At 63.3% G+C, this 15,849-nt stretch carries 15 protein-coding genes and 3 tRNA genes; 6 read left to right on the forward strand and 12 right to left on the reverse strand.

From position 1 onward, the window contains the following. Window positions 1-42: 42 nt before the first annotated feature. Genes U9J33_RS12670 through U9J33_RS12680 form a run of 3 tightly spaced genes read right to left on the reverse strand, consistent with a single transcriptional unit; the run spans window position 43 to window position 4,176 of the window. Window positions 43-2,424: a beta-glucosidase gene (locus U9J33_RS12670; protein WP_324695753.1), complete on the reverse strand. Its 2,382-nt coding sequence runs from the start codon at window positions 2,422-2,424 to the stop codon at window positions 43-45. Next, window positions 2,421-3,008 (reverse strand): NADPH-dependent FMN reductase, encoded by a 588-nt coding sequence (locus U9J33_RS12675; protein WP_324695755.1) that lies wholly within the window; start codon window positions 3,006-3,008, stop codon window positions 2,421-2,423. Before U9J33_RS12675 ends, U9J33_RS12670 begins: the two co-directional genes overlap by 4 nt. 55 nt (window positions 3,009-3,063) lie before the next feature. Then, complete coding sequence (locus tag U9J33_RS12680; RefSeq protein ID WP_054438801.1) at window positions 3,064-4,176, reverse strand: LLM class flavin-dependent oxidoreductase; 1,113 nt, start codon at window positions 4,174-4,176, stop codon at window positions 3,064-3,066. 110 nt (window positions 4,177-4,286) lie between these two features. Here U9J33_RS12680 and U9J33_RS12685 point away from each other — a divergent pair, with 110 nt between their 5' ends. Then, window positions 4,287-4,976: a helix-turn-helix domain-containing protein gene (locus tag U9J33_RS12685; protein WP_324695758.1), complete on the forward strand. Its 690-nt coding sequence runs from the start codon at window positions 4,287-4,289 to the stop codon at window positions 4,974-4,976. A 142-nt stretch (window positions 4,977-5,118) separates the two neighbouring features. Here U9J33_RS12685 and U9J33_RS12690 read toward each other — a convergent pair whose 3' ends face one another. Then, window positions 5,119-7,323 carry a TonB-dependent receptor gene (locus U9J33_RS12690; protein WP_324695760.1) on the reverse strand — a complete coding sequence of 735 codons (2,205 nt, stop codon included), beginning with the start codon at window positions 7,321-7,323 and terminating at the stop codon, window positions 5,119-5,121. 193 nt (window positions 7,324-7,516) lie between these two features. Beyond that, window positions 7,517-8,002 carry an S-adenosyl-L-homocysteine hydrolase gene (locus tag U9J33_RS12695; RefSeq protein WP_324695762.1) on the reverse strand — a complete coding sequence of 162 codons (486 nt, stop codon included), beginning with the start codon at window positions 8,000-8,002 and terminating at the stop codon, window positions 7,517-7,519. A 174-nt stretch (window positions 8,003-8,176) separates the two neighbouring features. Here U9J33_RS12695 and U9J33_RS12700 point away from each other — a divergent pair, with 174 nt between their 5' ends. Both U9J33_RS12700 and U9J33_RS12705 read left to right on the forward strand, forming a co-directional pair. After that, window positions 8,177-8,656 (forward strand): peroxiredoxin, encoded by a 480-nt coding sequence (locus U9J33_RS12700; protein WP_185997144.1) that lies wholly within the window; start codon window positions 8,177-8,179, stop codon window positions 8,654-8,656. 160 nt (window positions 8,657-8,816) lie between these two features. Continuing rightward, entirely contained in the window at window positions 8,817-9,497 is a 681-nt protein-coding gene (locus U9J33_RS12705) for an SDR family NAD(P)-dependent oxidoreductase (protein ID WP_324695765.1), read from the forward strand. Between the two features lie 36 nt (window positions 9,498-9,533). Here the strand turns inward: U9J33_RS12705 and U9J33_RS12710 are convergent, their stop codons facing one another. From U9J33_RS12710 to U9J33_RS12720, 3 genes are all read right to left on the reverse strand, one after another. Then, window positions 9,534-10,982, reverse strand: a complete 1,449-nt coding sequence (locus U9J33_RS12710; protein ID WP_324695766.1) for a hypothetical protein — start codon at window positions 10,980-10,982, stop codon at window positions 9,534-9,536. Between the two features lie 122 nt (window positions 10,983-11,104). After that, the gene (gene folE / locus U9J33_RS12715; protein ID WP_054438811.1) at window positions 11,105-11,713 is read right to left on the reverse strand and encodes a GTP cyclohydrolase I FolE; all 609 of its coding nucleotides are present in this window, start codon (window positions 11,711-11,713) and stop codon (window positions 11,105-11,107) included. Continuing rightward, entirely contained in the window at window positions 11,710-13,176 is a 1,467-nt protein-coding gene (locus U9J33_RS12720; protein WP_324695768.1) for a phospholipase D-like domain-containing protein, read from the reverse strand. Before U9J33_RS12720 ends, folE begins: the two co-directional genes overlap by 4 nt. Before the next feature lie 457 nt (window positions 13,177-13,633). Here U9J33_RS12720 and U9J33_RS12725 point away from each other — a divergent pair, with 457 nt between their 5' ends. Next, window positions 13,634-14,236: a hypothetical protein gene (locus U9J33_RS12725; protein WP_185997141.1), complete on the forward strand. Its 603-nt coding sequence runs from the start codon at window positions 13,634-13,636 to the stop codon at window positions 14,234-14,236. A gap of 189 nt (window positions 14,237-14,425) precedes the next feature. On the opposite strand, the gene U9J33_RS12730 is transcribed toward U9J33_RS12725, so the two are convergent. The 4 genes from U9J33_RS12730 to U9J33_RS12745 form a co-directional block, all read right to left on the reverse strand. Beyond that, window positions 14,426-14,502: transfer RNA gene (locus U9J33_RS12730), tRNA-Arg, on the reverse strand. A 55-nt stretch (window positions 14,503-14,557) separates the two neighbouring features. After that, window positions 14,558-14,634, reverse strand: a tRNA-Arg gene (locus U9J33_RS12735). Window positions 14,635-14,677: 43 nt separating this feature from the next. After that, window positions 14,678-14,754: transfer RNA gene (locus tag U9J33_RS12740), tRNA-Arg, on the reverse strand. Between the two features lie 44 nt (window positions 14,755-14,798). Continuing rightward, window positions 14,799-15,221: an NUDIX domain-containing protein gene (locus U9J33_RS12745; protein WP_324695771.1), complete on the reverse strand. Its 423-nt coding sequence runs from the start codon at window positions 15,219-15,221 to the stop codon at window positions 14,799-14,801. 100 nt (window positions 15,222-15,321) lie between these two features. On the opposite strand from U9J33_RS12745, the gene U9J33_RS12750 reads away from it, so the two are divergent. Continuing rightward, window positions 15,322-15,510 (forward strand): Flp family type IVb pilin, encoded by a 189-nt coding sequence (locus tag U9J33_RS12750; RefSeq protein WP_185997140.1) that lies wholly within the window; start codon window positions 15,322-15,324, stop codon window positions 15,508-15,510. A gap of 126 nt (window positions 15,511-15,636) precedes the next feature. After that, window positions 15,637-15,813: a Flp family type IVb pilin gene (locus U9J33_RS12755; RefSeq protein ID WP_054434193.1), complete on the forward strand. Its 177-nt coding sequence runs from the start codon at window positions 15,637-15,639 to the stop codon at window positions 15,811-15,813. Window positions 15,814-15,849 lie beyond the last annotated feature (36 nt).

A 15,849-nucleotide genomic window follows, 5' to 3' on the forward strand; every position in this document is an offset into this window, starting at 1 on the left:
GGGAGCGATCCCGGCGGGCCTTTTCTTTGGGATTGCTGCGCTTCAGGCGAGCGCAGCAATCTCCATTTCCAAGGTCAGCCCCTCATCTTCGCAATGGCGCGCAAGACGCAGCACGAGATGGTCGGCTACGGGTTCCCAGCCCTGCTCGCCCCAGCGCTGCAGCGCGCGCGGTTCGAGCGGCACGGCAATGCGGCGGCTCTCCCCCGCAGCCAGTTCGACGCGGGCGAAGCCCACCAGCGCGCACTCGGGGTTATCGCGATAGACCTGCACGACATCGCTGCCGGTGCGGTCCGAGGTGTTGGTAACGGTGAGGTGCAGCATGCCTCCTTCGACCGCAGCGCTCGCCCACGCGAAGCGCGCATAGCCCATGCCCGAGCCGAACGGATGACGCGCAGCCTTTCCGCTCGCTGCGAGACCGCGATAGCCCAGCAGTGTGCCTTCCGAATAGGTCAGCGTGCCGTCACTTGCAGGCTGAAGCGCGAACGCCGGGTAGTCGCCCTCATCCGCAGCCATGGTCACCGGAAGACGGCCACCCGGCTCGCGCGTACCGGAAAGCACGTCGGCCAGAGCGCGGGCGAAGCCCTCCCCCGGATACCAGACCGACAGCAGCGCCGCCGTCCTGTCTTCCCACGCGCTGTCAAAAGCATGGCCGACGTTGACGACCACCGCCGTGCGCGGATTGGCAGCCGTCACCGCTTCGATCAGGTGGATTTGCTCGGCAGGCAGCAGGGTGTCGGCGCGGTCCTTGCTCTCGACACTGGAGTCCGAAGTCTCTCCCACGATCAAGAAGACCGCATCCGCCGCACGCGCTGCATCGACCGCGGCCTGCAGCATTTCCTCGGCACTGCCGGGGCCGCGCAGGCCATACCACAAGCCCTGCACACGGCCCCCTGTCCACGAGAATTCGACTGCGATCGTCACTTCCTGTCCCTCCGCGAGATGGAAGCTCACATGATCGGAATCGCCGCGCTTGAGCACGCCCATCACGTCGCCCGCCGGGATCTCCCCGCCTGCACGCATGACTTCCTCACCGTCGACGAGAATGCGCGCCGCGCCGGTAGAGCCGAGGTGCAGCATATGCGCGCCGGCGCGCTTCGCGGTGTAGCGCCCGCTGGCACGCACCGAGCCCGGTTCGGTAAAGCGCGCCTGATCGTGGACCCCGACGAACCAGACAAGCGAGTTGGTATCGCGCGTCTCGCGTGTGAGCACGTCGCCCACGCAATCCGGCGCACCGAAGTACTCAAGCGTCATGCCGCTCGTGCAGCCGTCGCCGATATCGAGCGCGGGTGTCACACTCATGTTCGGCAGACGCGGCTGCGGATCGACACCGGGTTCGAACAGGATCTCGCACGAAGCGCCGTAGGCCGCGCGCAAGGTCTCCACCGGCGTCGGCGCATCGGGCGAAATCGAAATCTTGGCGAAAGTGCCGCCCTGGAAGCATGGCGCCCAGGCATTGGGGCCGATCACCGCCAGCGTCTTCACCGTTCCGGGCACGAGCGGCAGCATATCGCCTTCGTTGCGCAGCAGGGTAAATCCGGCCGCGGCAGCCTCTACCAGCAGGGCCTCGGCTTCGGCAGCAGGTATCGGCGGCGCCTTGTCGCCGGTGATCCGGCGCGCGACCGCAGCGATGCGTGATGCAGCATCCTCCACCCGCGCCGGATCGACCGCCCCTGCCGCGACAGCCGCTTCCAGCTTGCCCCCCATGAACCGCGAAGGTCCGGGCATTTCCAGATCGAGGCCGGCATTGATCGTGCCTTCGCTGGAATGCGTGCCGAACCAATCGCTCATGATGAGGCCTTCGAAGCACCAGTCCTGCTTGACGACTTGCGTAAGAACATGGGCCTGCTCCGAGCACCACGACCCGTTGACGCGGTTATAGGCGGCCATCAACCCGACGCAGCCCGCGTCTGCAGCATATTGGAATGGCAGCAGATAGACTTCGCGCAAAGTCCTCTCGTCCACGCGCACGTCGACTTCGTCACGCGAGGTCTCGCTATCGTTGCAGACCAGATGCTTGGCGACCGAGCCGGTGCCGGTCGATTGCAGGCCCTTCACCCATTCCGCCCCGAGCACACCGGTCAGCACCGGGTCTTCCGAGAAATACTCAAAAGCCCGGCCTGCCAGCGGACTGCGTGCGAGGTTGAGGTTGGGCGCCAGCACCGCATCCACCCCGCGCAAGACGGCCTCGCTGCCGACCAGTGCGCCGACGCGGCGGGTCAGGTCGCGATCCCAGGTCGCGCCGAGCAGGGTCGAGCATGGGCTTAACAAGGCGATGTCGCGCTCATCCACTTTGCCGCTGGCGATACCGAGCGGTCCATCGGACATGGTGAAGGCAGGAATGCCCGCATCGGGCACCGCGAAAGTGGCCCACATCGCGCCGCCCGCGGTGAGCGCGCATGCTTGTGAAAGGGTCACGTCGCTCATGCCACTGCCTCCGTCCGAAAACCCATGATCTGCTCCGCCTGCGCACGCACGGCGCGGGCGATGCCTTCGTCCGCCAGCGTACCGTCGGGCGCGAAAGGCTTCTGCTCCACCGAGTTGACCGCAACGCCTACCGGTGTCGGCCAGCCGCGCATCGCGTGAACCACGTCGCGCATCGCCGAAAGCGTGGTACCGCAAGCCTGCCAACCCGCCGCTGTCACCACGAGGCCGACCGGACGCCCATCGAAATAGACCCTTGGATCGCCGCGCAAGTCTTCAAGCAGGTCGATGGCGTTCTTCACGAGGCCGGAATAGCCCCCGTGATAGCCGGGGCTGCCGATAACGATCCCATCCGCGCTGCGGACGGCCTCGACGAGCGCCTGCTCTTCGGGCGTGCGGTCCGGGCCTTCAGGGTTGAAATGCGGCAAGGCGGCAAGCGCCGCCCCATCGAACATCACGGTTTCCGCGCCCAGTGCCGCGCATTCGACAAGCACGGCACGCACGATCCGTTCACTGGACGAGGCCTGGCGGAACGTGCCGCCAAGCCCCACGACCCGCCGGGGCGCGGCGGACGAAATCACGGTCATCGCATTCTCCTCAAGCGGCGCGGCCTTCTTGCGGGCCGCGCCATTCTATTTGCCATCAAGCCGGAACGGCGGCCTTGAACGCCGGCATCACCTTTTCGGCCATCAGGCGCAGGGTCTGGTCGCCATAAGCAAGGCGTTGCTCGGTCAACGGTCCCGTAGTGGTGCCGCACAGCACATTGCCGATGCCGAGTTCGGCGTAAGGCGCCAGATGCTCCGCCACCGTTTCCGGCGAGCCGTAGAGGCACCAGGTGCCGATCCAGTCGTCGGACAAAGCGTCCGGCGTGCGGTCGGTCTTCTTGTTGGCATCGTCGCTTTCGGCACGCGCATTGAACTCGGCCTCGCGCTCGATCGCGTCCTGGTAGCTGCGCAGGATCGCTTCCAGTTCCTCGCGCGCCTGGTCGTCGCTCTCTGCAACATGGACCACCTGATAGGTATGTGTCGTCCAGTCGAGCGCGGCCTTCACCACTTCGTCCGAATGCCCGGCTTCAAGCAGGAAACCCTTGTAGATATCGAACCACTTCTTGACGTGCGCGAAAGGCTCGGTGCCGCCGATCTTGGGCGGGGTGAAAGCGGGAATGAAGGCCGGCCAGCCGTTCTCGGCCGCGCGGCGCGAACTGGCCTCCTTCATCGCCACAGGCATCAACCGCGCATGGCCCGGCGTATAGGGCGAAGGCGTGATGCGCTGTAGCACGCGGCCCTTGTAAGGTCCGTTGTCGATCACCACCGCCGGATCTTCCATCTGCTTGGCCCAGAGCTGTTCTGCCAGCGCAAGGTTGTTCTCCGCGATCGCGCCCGCGTCCTTGTAGTCGACCGCAAAGCCGATCATCTCTTCCGGCGTCGTGCCTGAACCAACGCCGACCAGCAGCTTGCCGTCAGTCAACTGGTCGAGAATGTTGATCCGCTCGGCAAGGCGCACCGGGTGGTGCAACGGCACCGAAACCACGGAGAAGCCGAAATGCATCTTCGGCATCTGCGCGGCCAGGTAGCCTGCGAAAATGAAGCTGTCGCTCGCCACCGGCATGTAACCGTTGAAGTGGTGGTCCGGCAGGAAGATCGCGTCGTAATCGAGCTCGGCGGCAAGTTTTGCGTGACCCTCAAGGTCCTTCATCAGCTTCCGGTCCTGATCCGGACCAAGCGAACGGGCGTTCAGAAAAACGGAAAAGCGCATCTTCCCCTCCCTTGGGGCCATAGCCGCCGCCGCGATGGCGTGCGGTTCAGTGTGAAATAAAACTGAATTAGAATTGACGTTCTTATTTCGATAGGCTGTTTGTTGCGGTCATGTCAACAAGCGCAAAGCCCCGCCCCGGCGAAAAAAAGGCCGAAAAGAAACTGGCCGTCGATTCCGTCAGCCGAAAGCCCCAGCAGGGGCGCAGCAAGGCTTCGCTCGAAAGGATGGTCAGTGCCGCCAAGAAGCTCATGCTGGAACGCGGAAGCGAGGAGTTCACGCTTCAGGAAGTGAGCCAGACCGGCAATGTCTCGATCGGCTCGATCTACCTGCGGTTCGAGAGCAAGGAGAACCTCGTCCGCGCGGTTATCGGCGATCACCTCAAACGCATGGAAGAGCGCGAGAATGAGATGATGGAGCGGGTGCGTGGAGTATCCAGCTCGCTGAACACCGTCGTTCCCGCCTTCGTCGAAAACTACGCCGAGCTGCTGCGGGAAGAGGCCCCCCTCCTCCGCCAGAGCATGGCCCGCGCCGCCTTCGATCCACTGGTCGCCGAACCCGGCCGGCAGAGCGCCAATCGCGCCGCGGCGCTCGGCATCGGCGCCATGCTGGAATACCGCGACCAGTTCGGGGGCACCGATCAGGAGCGCAAGGCGAATGCCGCCTATCAGATCATCTTCGCCACCCTTGCCCGACAGTTGAGCCTCGGCTCGACCGGGGAGTCCGTCCATCCTCAGGACTGGAAGGAACTGAAGATAGAACTGGGCCGGATGTGCCTGGCCTACCTCACGACTGACCTCTAGGCGCATTGCCTTCTCCAGCGCGGGAATGAAAAAGAGGGGCGCAGCCAGTAGCTGCGCCCCCGATCGTTGCCCGGCGATATGGTGCCTTCGCGGACGCTTGCAGGAGGAGAAGCGCGCCCGCCCGCGGAGGATCACCGAGACATCAGAAATTCACGCTCGCCCGGACGCCGTAAGTGCGCGGCGGCTGGAACTGGTAATTGTTGGTGAACGACACGAAGTTCTGCTGCGCATAGGCCAGCACATTCTTGTCGAAGATGTTGCGTACGAAAGCCTGGATCTTCCAGCCTCCAACGTCAGGCTGGTAGGCCAGAGACGCATTCGCCATGAAGAAGTCTTCCGTAGAGACATCATCCAGATTGAAAACGGAGAAGTAATATTTCGAGGAATACTTCCCGTCGAGATGAGCCGTGACCTTTCCACCGGCGAAGAGGAAGTCCTGATCCAGTGAGCCGGTCACGGTGAACGTCGGGGCATTTGGCAGACGGTTGCCGCTGATATCCACGGGGCTGTTGTCGCCATCGTTGACCTCGATACCGTTGCCGAACTTGGTGTGCAGGTAAGTGCCGTTGACGCCGATCCGCGTATGCTCGGCCACCAGCGCCTTCACTTCCGCCTCGGCACCGAAGATCTTGGCATTGCCGACATTGAAGATGCCGCTGCCGCCGTCGATCACGCTGGATGTCTGCGAGGCCTGATAGCCCCGATAATTCGAGTAGAAGACGTCAGCGTTGATCTGGAGCGAGTTGCCCAGGAACGAATTCTTCGTACCCAGTTCGAAGGCGTCCAGCTTTTCCGGACCGTAGGGTATCGAGGCCGCGCTGCCGTTGGAATTGAAGCCGCCCGATTTGTAGCCGCGGTCGTACTTCGCATAGATCAGCGTATCGGGCGTGGGATGGTAGTTCAGCCCGGCGTGCCAGGTCGGCTGGCTCTCGCTGAGCTTGCCTTCACCCGGCGTAACGATCGGGTCCGCAGAGATGAACGGGCTGGCCAAAGCTGCAAGGTCCAGCACGGCCTGACCTGTGCGGCTCTTCTTGTCCCAGGTGTAGCGGCCGCCCACGCTCAGTTCGAGTTGATCGGTAAGATCGAAATCGACCTGCCCGAAGACCGCCTGCGAGCGGGTCTTGATCCTGTAGTCGAACTTGATGCCGTATTGATCGGGCTGCCCCAGTGCCGCCAGCGGGCCGCCGATCGCAAAGTCGCCGGTCATGTCGCGGTTGTAGAGCCCGGAATCGACGGTGTTGTTCTCCTGGAACCGGAAATAGCCCGCCTGGAAGAACAGACGCGAAGCGGAGTCATTGCTCACGCGGAATTCGTGGTTCCAGGTCTTGGGGGTCTCGCTCTGGCGGAACTGGCGGTTCGCCGGATAGGATGGCCCGGTGGCATCGACCACGTTTTTCCAGTGCTGTTCGTCGTAGCCGCCCGAATAGATGAAGTTCAGGTTGCCGCTGGTGTTGTAGGCCAGTTCCCAGCGAACGCGGTCCCCTTCGAGCCGCGTGGAAATCGGCGTGGTACCCACGAAGTCTCCGATATCGTCGAGGTCAGGCTGAGGGCCGCCGAGCGTCCCCCGCAGCACGGCATCGCCATGGACCTTGCGGGAGTCGTGCTGGTAGGAAACCCATGCCGAGAAGCCACCCGACTGATAAAGCGCCTGAAGCCGACCCGATGCAAAATTCTCGTCGTCGGCATCCTTCGTCGGCGCGTCCAGCTTGCGGTAGCCGTCATGGGTCATGAAAGTGCCCGAAGCGCGGATCGCGAAGTTGTCGCTCACCGCGAGATTGGCGCCCATCTCCCCGTTGAAGGTACCGAAGTTGCCCACTTCGACCGAACTGTAGCCCCCGTTGGAGAACTGCGGCCGGTTGGTAATGATGCTGACGAGACCGCCGGTGGAGTTGCGCCCGTTGAGCGTGCCCTGCGGCCCCTTGAGCACCTCGATACGCGCGAGATCGTACATCGAGGCGTTTATCGAGAACGGTCGGTTGGTGTAGAATCCGTCGCGTGCAATCGGCACGGAAGGATCGCCGATCTCCGTCACGTCGGTGGAGGCAACGCCGCGCACTGCAACGAATGCTGCGCCCGCCGAAGGCGAGATGTTCACGCTGGGGTCGATCAGGGCGAGGTCCCGGACCGACACGACGCCGGCATCGCGCAGTGCATCGCCGGAGTAGACGTTGAGCGCGATCGGGGTGTCCTGCGCGTCGGAGGCGGTGCGGTTTGCCGTAACGATGATATCGCCCAGACCCTGGCTCTGCGCGGCCGTATCATCGCTTGCCTGAGTGGCAGTCTGCGCGTGGGCCATGACAGGAACGGCCAGCGCGGACGTCGAAAGAAGCACGAATGCCAGTCTCATCAAACTCTCCCATGTCGGCGCTACCCTCAACTCGGCGCACCTTTTATAAAACCGGAATACCTATTCTAATTATGACGCGAATCGCGCCCCGTCAAGCGGCGAGCGGTCCAAACTGCGGGACATGAGAAAAGCGGCGTGCTGCCAGAGCTATCGCCCTGGAAACACGCCGCTTTCGATATTGCTGTTTACAGCGTTAGTGCGCCGCGAACGCGGATGCCGGCTGCCTGTAGGGAAGAAGTTGCCCTGCCGCTTCCACCAGCGGGTCTCTCCCGACGGCGATGGCGAGGCCCTGAGTCACCTGGCGCAACTGCGCACAGTTCAGCCATGGATGGCCCGCGCCATACTGATTGACCATGACGCCATACAGCCGGTCCAGCGCCCGGACACCGTTCTTCACGCCATAAAGGTGAACGTAATCAGCCCTGACCCGGCGCGCGGCGAGATCGAGATCGCCACGATGCACGCGGCTGAATGTCCGATAGTCGGCCTGAAAATCGTCGCCGGTGTTTTCACAGCGCATGGCTGTCACTTTCAGCATCGCATCGAGGCGTTGCAGGCGTTCCGCGCTGGCGTCAGCATGCAGGGCGGCGGCCGGCGGTGCCAATCCCAACGTGGCAACGCAGACGGCAGCGATCAGCGATCCGGCTCGAACCCGGCGTTTCGCAAGGCAGGTGCTCATGATGGTGCTCCTCCTCCTTGGCGGGAATTGGCTCCCGTCTCGTTAGGAAAATTCCCATAACGTAGTTAACATCACCTAAACAGGCACCCCGGCCTGCGAGCCTCATTGCCGGAAGGCATTCGGCGTCTATATCTGCGGTCCTTGCGGTTCATTTGCATGAGAAGGATTCACACCATGACCATCGCCGTTGGTGACAAGCTGCCCGACGTAAAGCTCATCAAGGCCACCGAGAGCGGCCCTGAACCGGTACAGAGCGCCGACTTCTTCGCAGGCCGGAAAGTGGCGCTGTTCTCGGTCCCCGGCGCGTTCACCCCGACCTGCTCCGCCAAGCACCTGCCCGGCTTCGTCGACAAGGCGGCCGATCTGAAGGCCAGCGGCATCGACGAAATCGCCTGCACCGCCGTCAACGATGCTTTCGTCATGGGTGCGTGGGGCAAGGCTTCGGGATCGAGTGATGTGACCATGCTGTCCGACGGCAACGGCGATTTCGTGAAGGCGATCGACCTCGTCATGGATGGCACCGGCTTCGGCATGGGCCATCGCGGCAAGCGCTTCTCGATGGTCGTCAACGACGGCGTGGTCGAACAGCTCAACGTCGAGGCGCCGGGTGCGTTCGAGGTCAGCTCGGCAGACTACATGCTCGGCCAGCTCTAAGCGCCCTGCGAAAACCGGAAAAAAGGCGGCCTTCCTGTGGGAGGGCCGCCTTTTTTCACGTCCATTCCATCGACGGGGCGTTGGCTTGCCCTCTCCTGTCCTGATCGCCTTGCCCGGCTGCCGGGGGACGTTTAGCGTCGCCACAAAGCGAGGAGTTTTCATGGCACGTTCGGTTATCGTCACCGGTGGTTTCGGCATTCTTGGCGCCGCTGTCGCCGCCGCATTCGCGCAGGCCGGCAACAAGGTCGCCCGCATCGACTTCGCCCCTGCCGCCAGAGAGCCGCTCGCAGGCGCACTGGATATCGGCGGCGTGGACCTGGCCGACGCCGGCGCCACCGGCGAAGCACTGGCCCAGATCGTTGCGGCGCACGGCGGGATAGACGTGCTGGTCAACGTCGCGGGCGGCTTCACCTGGGAAACGCTGGAAGGCGGATCGATCGCTGCCTGGGCGAAGATGCAGGCCATGAACCTGACAACCGCCGCCACCATCACCCAGCTCGCACTACCCGAACTGCGGAAGTCAGAGGCCGGCCGCATCGTCAACATCGGCGCCGGGGCCGCCATCAAGGCCGGCGCGGGCATGGGCGCCTATGCCGCCTCCAAGTCGGGCGTCCACCGCCTGACCGAAGCTCTTGCGGAAGAACTTGCGGGCACCAGCGTCACCGTGAATGCCGTGCTGCCCAGCATCATCGACACCCCGGCCAATCGTGCCGACATGCCTGACGCCGATTACTCCACCTGGGTGCAGCCCTCGGCCATCGCCGAAGTCATCGGATTCCTTGCCTCGGATGCAGGACGCTCGATCACCGGCGCCCTGATCCCCGTCACACGGGGAGGGTGAGCCCGCAGGCTTGCCCGGCGCCGCTTTCAGGCCCGGTCAGCGCCTTTTCGGAACATAGACCTGCATTCCGTCCTGCCCCCTGAACACCCGCCGCCATTTTGGCGAGCGGCCCAGTTCACGCGCGAGCGGCGCATTGTGGTCTTCCTGAATGAGAAACGCGGCCGGATGCCATTTGGCAATGACGTCGACCAGAGGAACGTACCCGTTCTCGATGCCGCCGTTGTATTGCCACTCGTCATGGCCGTAGCGGTAGTACCGGCCGTCGTAGGCAACGCGCCAGGCCGGCCAGCCTGCATCGATGATAGGCCCACCATAAGGAAAATCGGCATAGACCGTGCCGCGCACGCCCTGCTTCTTGAGATGCGCGATCGCCTCCAGCGGCAGGTTGGGACCGAACCGGGTAGGAGCGGCAAACGGGACGACCAGCACCACCGCCAGGACGGCGGCAACGGGCAGCCAGCGCGGAACCGGCCGGACCTCATCCGGCGATGCCGTTCCTGTCGCAGTCGCCGCGCGGGCGATCACCGGCACCATCGCCAGCGCCCAGAACAGCACGAAACGATAGGCCGTCACGGTCATGACGAGAAGCGCCAGCGCCACCAGCAGTTCGCTCCAGTCGAAGCGGCGTTCTTTCTGGCGCAGCAATAGCCAACAGGTCACCAGCAAGGTCAGGAGAACCGGAATCGCGTTCTCCCAGTTCGCCGATATCCATAGCGGGCGCCATTCGCTCGCACCGATGGCAAGGCTCATCTCGGCATTGGTCGCCGATATCGCCAGAATCGAGAAACCATCGGGTGTCGCGAACATCGCGGCGATCGCCGCCACGGTGAGGATGGCCGAAGCAATCGGGATGCGCCGGGTCCGGCCGCGCAGCCAGGCCAGTGCGTCAACGGCGGTGTGAACGCCAAGCGCCAGCACGCCGACGCTCACCGAAGGGTGAAAGTTCTGCCAGAGCACCAGCAACGGCAGCCCCAGCCCGATCATCACGAGCGGCTTCGGCCGAAGCCGCAGCATTGCGAGCAATAGCCCAAAGCCCAGCGCGGCGAAGCTTTGCGGGCGAATGCTGGCCGTGGGCAATGCGGCCAGGAATGCAAGGACAAGCGCCAGCGCAACAGCATGAGCGGCTGCCCCTCGGCTGCGACATGCGGCGGCAACGGCCCAGAACCCGCCAAGCCAACAGAGCGCATCGAAGGCGCGAAGCGCGCCCCAGCCGCCCAGAGACCTGACGAGAGCCATGCTCGCCTGCGCCAGCCAGCCGACCGCCGGAAGCGGCTCGCCCAGATGGAGCGCGGCGAAGGGTTCCCGCGCGATCGGGCCGCCATGATCGAGGATGATCTCGCCCAGCTTGAGCTGCCAGAAGATGTCCACATCCCAGACGCTGCGCAGCAGCAGGACGAGCAGCATGGCAGCCGGGACGAGCGCGATCATCCCATGCAGCAGGCGAACCTTGCTCCGCCCTTCGATGCTTTCGATCCGACCGCTCACCTTATCCCCCGCCGCATGGCAAGCCGCTTCCTTCGCCGCAGGCCGGGGACGGTTTCAAGCCCCTCGCCTGCGGAAGCGGGGATAAGCGCGCCGGTTTCCCGGATTGGGGATGGTTTCCGCGATCAGTAGCCCATCAGGCTGAGCACTTCCTTGCGGCTGCGCTCATCGTCGAGGAATGTCCCCATCATGCGGCTGGTGATCATGCTCACGCCCGGCGTGCGCACGCCCCGCGCGGTCATGCAGGCATGGCTGGCCTCGATCACGACGGCGACGCCCTGGGGCTTGAGGTGTTCCCAGATGCACTGGGCCACTTCGGCAGTGAGGCGCTCCTGGATCTGGAGGCGCCGCGCGAATCCGTGAAGCACGCGGGCGAGCTTCGAGATGCCCACGACATGATCCTTGGGCAGATAGGCGATCGCCGCCTTGCCGATGATGGGCGCCATGTGATGTTCGCAGTGCGACTGGAACGGAATGTCCTTCAGCAGCACGACTTCGTCATAGCCGCCCACTTCCTCGAACACACGGCTGAGGTGAACTGCCGGGTCTTCTCCATAGCCCTGGCAATATTCCCGCCAGGCGCGTGCCACGCGCTTCGGCGTGTCCAGCAGGCCTTCGCGCGAGGGATCGTCGCCCGCCCATTCGATGAGGGTGCGGATCGCCTGCTGCACGTGCTCGGGGACGGCGGGCTTGCCCAGCGGGTTGTCCTCGTCGGGACCGTCGAGGCTGCTCATCCCTTCTTACTCCTTCGCAATCTATCCATAAGGTGCAGCCGCATGAGCTGCCCCTTGCGGCGGAAGAGACCGCGCCGCTCGATCGGCTCGAACATCTCCCCGGGACGTTCCGGGTCGAGCAGAGCACTTTCACCGAGCGCTCTTTCAGCTTCGGTGAGATGTTTCAAGGGCAAGGGTTCCAGATGTTTGCCCAAGGGCACAAGGCTTTCGATCATGGCCGCCATCGAACCCTGGCGATCGAGCGCCTCGGCGATGGTCTCCTCGGTCACACCGCAATGCTCGGAGAGCAGGCGATAGCGCAGGCCCGTGATCGCGGAAGACACATGGGCATTGGCGGGCCGCGCGGCATCGATGAACACGTCGCATTCCGAATCGAGGCCCATCGAGCGGTTGTTCATGTTCGCGGAACCCACCCGCAGTATCTCGTCGTCGACGATCATCAGCTTGGCATGAACGTATATGGGCGTGCCGTCGGAGGCGACCGGATAGAATATGCGGAACCGCCCGGCATGATCGGCATTGCGCAGCGTGCGGACGAGTTCGACGCGCGCGGTATCCATCGCGATCTGCTCCAGCCAGCCGTCGGCGGTGCAGGGATTGATGATGAGAAACTCGGGCGGATCGTCCTCCAGAAGCCGCTCGCAGATGGCCTCGGCAATGGCGCGCGATGCGAAGTACTGGGTCTCGGCATAAACGAAGCGCTTCGCCCGGCGGATCTGCTCCACGAACAGCGCCTCGATCTCGCTCACTTGCGGGCAATCGCCATATTCGGCGCGGGTGCGGGCGATACCGATCTCCACGTTCTCGAATTCGGCGCGCAGTTCCTCGGGCCACGGGCTGAAATCCTGCGGCGCGCAAGGCACCAGTTCGGCGCCGCCCGCCACCTTCCAGCGTTCCCGCCCCAGATCGCCCAACGCGCCTGCCACCTCGCCTTCCATCACCATGGTAACGTCGTGCCACGGACCATAGAGCTTTCCGGTCGGCTTCCGCCGCCGCTTGTCCCTGGGCAAGTGCTCGGGCGTGTCCCAGCGGTCGGAAGTCATGTCGATCCCGCCGCAGGCCGCGAAAACATCGTCCACCACCACGATCTTCTGGTGATGGCTGCATCCGATGGGATGGGCGCCGTCGAACTTGAAATCGATTCGATCGCGCAAGGCCCAGCGGATCAGGTCAACGATCATGGTGCCCCGAAACAGCGACTTCACCAGCGAGAAATTCCACTTCAGGAGCAGGATTTCCAGACGAGGATTGCTCTTCACCAGCCAGATGATGAACGAGCCGAGCCGCGCCGGAAACTTCTCGTGCCGCCCTCGCTGCCACCATCGCCTTCCCGAAGAGAGCAATATGCGCGAATCGAAGTCCCAGCCGATCATGAAGATGCGCTGGCGTGCCTCCTCCATCACCCCGCGCATCAATTCGAAATAGTCCGCCGCGTCGATAACGACGTAAGCGCGCTTCGCCATGGCATAACGCCAGACCGTCGGCGACGCAGGGCCATCGCCCTCGCCTCCGTTTTCAGAATCCCGATCCATCGCTTGCCTTGCTGAACCACCCACCATCCGCGATCAAGCGTCCAGCCCACAGGATGTTCCCTGCCCCATTTGTCCGACAGATGGCACAGCCTGTCGCCCCGGGAATCTCCGTATGGCGGATTTCCGCCATTTCGCCGCGAAAATACGTCAACTGAGCGGTTGATCCGGCACAGTTCAGCCGCCATTCCGTTTCGCGGATGCAACATGCATCGTTCTCGTCCGTTCCTTCCCACGTGACAAATGCACGCGGAACGGACTTTCGGCTTCAAGCCGAAACCAACCGTCCGGGTCGTGTTTTCCGGACCACCATTCACGCTTCTGCGCTGCGACTGTGCAGAAGCCGAGCCGGGACCGTTGGGTCGGTTCCCGCATCGAGAAGGAGTACGCCATGAAGAAAACTCTCATCGCCGCCGCGATCGCCGCAGCGACCCTGTCTCCGGTCGCCGTGATGGCGCAGGGCGCGGCCGCAACCGCCGTCGCACCGACGGTGGGCGCCAAGGTCTATGGCCCCGACGGCACCGAAGTTGGCTCCGTTGAAGCGGTGCAGAGCGGTGTCGTGACCGTCAACACCGGCACTGCGCGCGCCGGCCTCCCGGTCGCTTCCTTCGCCATGCGCGAAAAGGGCCTGACGATCGGGATGAACAAGGCGCAGCTCGAAGCCGCCGTCAGCGGCGCCAAGGCCGAAAGCAGCGCCGAGCTTGCCAGCGCATTCGTTGCCGATGCCCCGGTAAAGAGCAGCGACGGTGTCGTCCTTGGCACCATCAGCAAGGCTGAAGGCGACGACGTGTTCGTCAACCTCAGCAATGGCTCCGTGGCCCAGCTCAAGAAGTCCTACTTCGGCCTGGGCGCGGACAAGTCGCTGGCGCTGGGCATGACGGCCGCCTCCTTCAACTCGCAGCTCCAGTCCAGCTCGGGCGGTCAGCCCGGAGCCGATGCCCAGGCAGCACCCTCGGGTGCGGCGGGCGCGGCTGCGACGCCCACCGGCCAGTAACGCTTCCGCCTCGACGCGGATCAAAACAAGGAGCCGGGGACACGCCAGTGTTCCCGGCTTTTTTTCGCCCTGACGCGCCCGGAGCGCATTCTTCGGGACCGGTGCGCATGAAGCGCGAATCTCAGAGCGGCAGACGCGAAAAACCCCGCCCGAGCCAAAGCCCTGCGGGGTTTTTCGTGTGTGCTGCAATGGTGCGCCCGGAACGATTCGAACGTCCGACCCTCAGATTCGTAGTCTGATGCTCTATCCAGCTGAGCTACGGGCGCATATTGCAGTATCTATGTCTGTACCCCCATCGGCCAAAGGCCTTTGAAGGAGAAATGGTGCGCCCGGAACGATTCGAACGTCCGACCCTCAGATTCGTAGTCTGATGCTCTATCCAGCTGAGCTACGGGCGCAAAATTTCATTTTCCAACCAATGCCCACACCCCCGAAGGAGAATGGTGCGCCCGGAACGATTCGAACGTCCGACCCTCAGATTCGTAGTCTGATGCTCTATCCAGCTGAGCTACGGGCGCGTTGGAGAGGCGCCAATAGGAGCGGTTCGCTCTGCCGTCAACGCCTATATTGCCTTCTGGCGCAGGAATATGGATAACTTTTTCGCAAGGGGATAATCGAGCGGCGGCATCGAGAGATCGGCGATCGCATCCGGGCCATACCATCCGAGCGCTTCCGCCTCGATCGGTCGCGGTTCGCGGCCCCATTCACTGCATGCATATAAAAGAATGACAATGGCCCGTCCTGCCCGGCCATCCTTTCCGGCGGCACCCGGCCCACTGGCGAAGCCTACAGGCATCAGGGAAGCCGGATCGACCAATAGGCCCAGTTCCTCTTCCAGTTCCCGCGCAGCGGCCTGCTCCGGCGTTTCGCCCGGATCGACCTTGCCGCCGGGGAACTCCCAAAGCCCGCCGTGCATCGACGTGTAGGGCCTTTGCTGCATCAGGACCTGCCCATCCCCGCGCACCAGCGCCACGGCGACAACCAACAGGGGTGTAAAGGAATTTTCCAGTTTAACGCCCTCCTTTAGGAACTCTTTAACGCTAAAATGCTATTTTATGAAATACTCAGGTCAGGTGCAGGTATTCATGACTATTGATTCAGTCATAATCAGACTCATCAAAGACAAGTCCGGCGCCACTGCCGTTGAATACGCCTTGATTCTTGCGATGATCGTCCTCGTCATGATCGTTGCTCTGGATGGCGTCGCCACCGAGACCGTTGGCATTTGGGACAATATCGCTGAAAAGTCGGCCGCAGCCACATCGGGTCAGTGAAAACGTTTCCGGTTTAAGTTTTTTTCAACACTTGTGGGGCATTCCTAAGCCTGTCCAAAGCGCCGAAGCGAGTGCCTGGCGGGGCGGACCGGGTACACAAGACTGCTTTCATTCAGGAGACACCACATGAAGTTCCTCGCCAAGCTGCGCCGCAACGAACAGGGCGCCACCGCCATCGAATACGGCCTGATCGCCGCCCTCATTGCCGTTGCCGCGATCGCCGCGATGCAGGGCATGGGCTCGCAGCTCAAGTCGACCTTCGAAAAGACCTCGACCACGCTTGAGAACGCGAACGCCGACTAAGCCCGGCCGCGACAAGCGAAAACAGATCGGGGCGGC

It is taken from the genome of Novosphingobium sp. RL4, from assembly GCF_035658495.1.
GTDB lineage: Bacteria > Pseudomonadota > Alphaproteobacteria > Sphingomonadales > Sphingomonadaceae > Novosphingobium.

Bases quoted from the DNA above. Each gene is read 5' to 3' on its own strand.
- U9J33_RS12755 (WP_054434193.1), top strand. From the start codon at position 15,637: ATGAAGTTCCTCGCCAAGCTGCGCCGCAACGAACAGGGCGCCACCGCC.
- U9J33_RS12695 (WP_324695762.1), bottom strand. From the start codon at position 8,002: ATGAGCACCTGCCTTGCGAAACGCCGGGTTCGAGCCGGATCGCTGATC.
- U9J33_RS12700 (WP_185997144.1), top strand. From the start codon at position 8,177: ATGACCATCGCCGTTGGTGACAAGCTGCCCGACGTAAAGCTCATCAAG.
- U9J33_RS12680 (WP_054438801.1), bottom strand. From the start codon at position 4,176: ATGCGCTTTTCCGTTTTTCTGAACGCCCGTTCGCTTGGTCCGGATCAG.
- U9J33_RS12750 (WP_185997140.1), top strand. From the start codon at position 15,322: ATGACTATTGATTCAGTCATAATCAGACTCATCAAAGACAAGTCCGGC.
- U9J33_RS12725 (WP_185997141.1), top strand. From the start codon at position 13,634: ATGAAGAAAACTCTCATCGCCGCCGCGATCGCCGCAGCGACCCTGTCT.
- U9J33_RS12705 (WP_324695765.1), top strand. From the start codon at position 8,817: ATGGCACGTTCGGTTATCGTCACCGGTGGTTTCGGCATTCTTGGCGCC.
- U9J33_RS12670 (WP_324695753.1), bottom strand. From the start codon at position 2,424: ATGAGCGACGTGACCCTTTCACAAGCATGCGCGCTCACCGCGGGCGGC.
- U9J33_RS12690 (WP_324695760.1), bottom strand. From the start codon at position 7,323: ATGAGACTGGCATTCGTGCTTCTTTCGACGTCCGCGCTGGCCGTTCCT.
- U9J33_RS12685 (WP_324695758.1), top strand. From the start codon at position 4,287: ATGTCAACAAGCGCAAAGCCCCGCCCCGGCGAAAAAAAGGCCGAAAAG.
- U9J33_RS12675 (WP_324695755.1), bottom strand. From the start codon at position 3,008: ATGACCGTGATTTCGTCCGCCGCGCCCCGGCGGGTCGTGGGGCTTGGC.
- U9J33_RS12720 (WP_324695768.1), bottom strand. From the start codon at position 13,176: ATGGCGAAGCGCGCTTACGTCGTTATCGACGCGGCGGACTATTTCGAA.
- folE (WP_054438811.1), bottom strand. From the start codon at position 11,713: ATGAGCAGCCTCGACGGTCCCGACGAGGACAACCCGCTGGGCAAGCCC.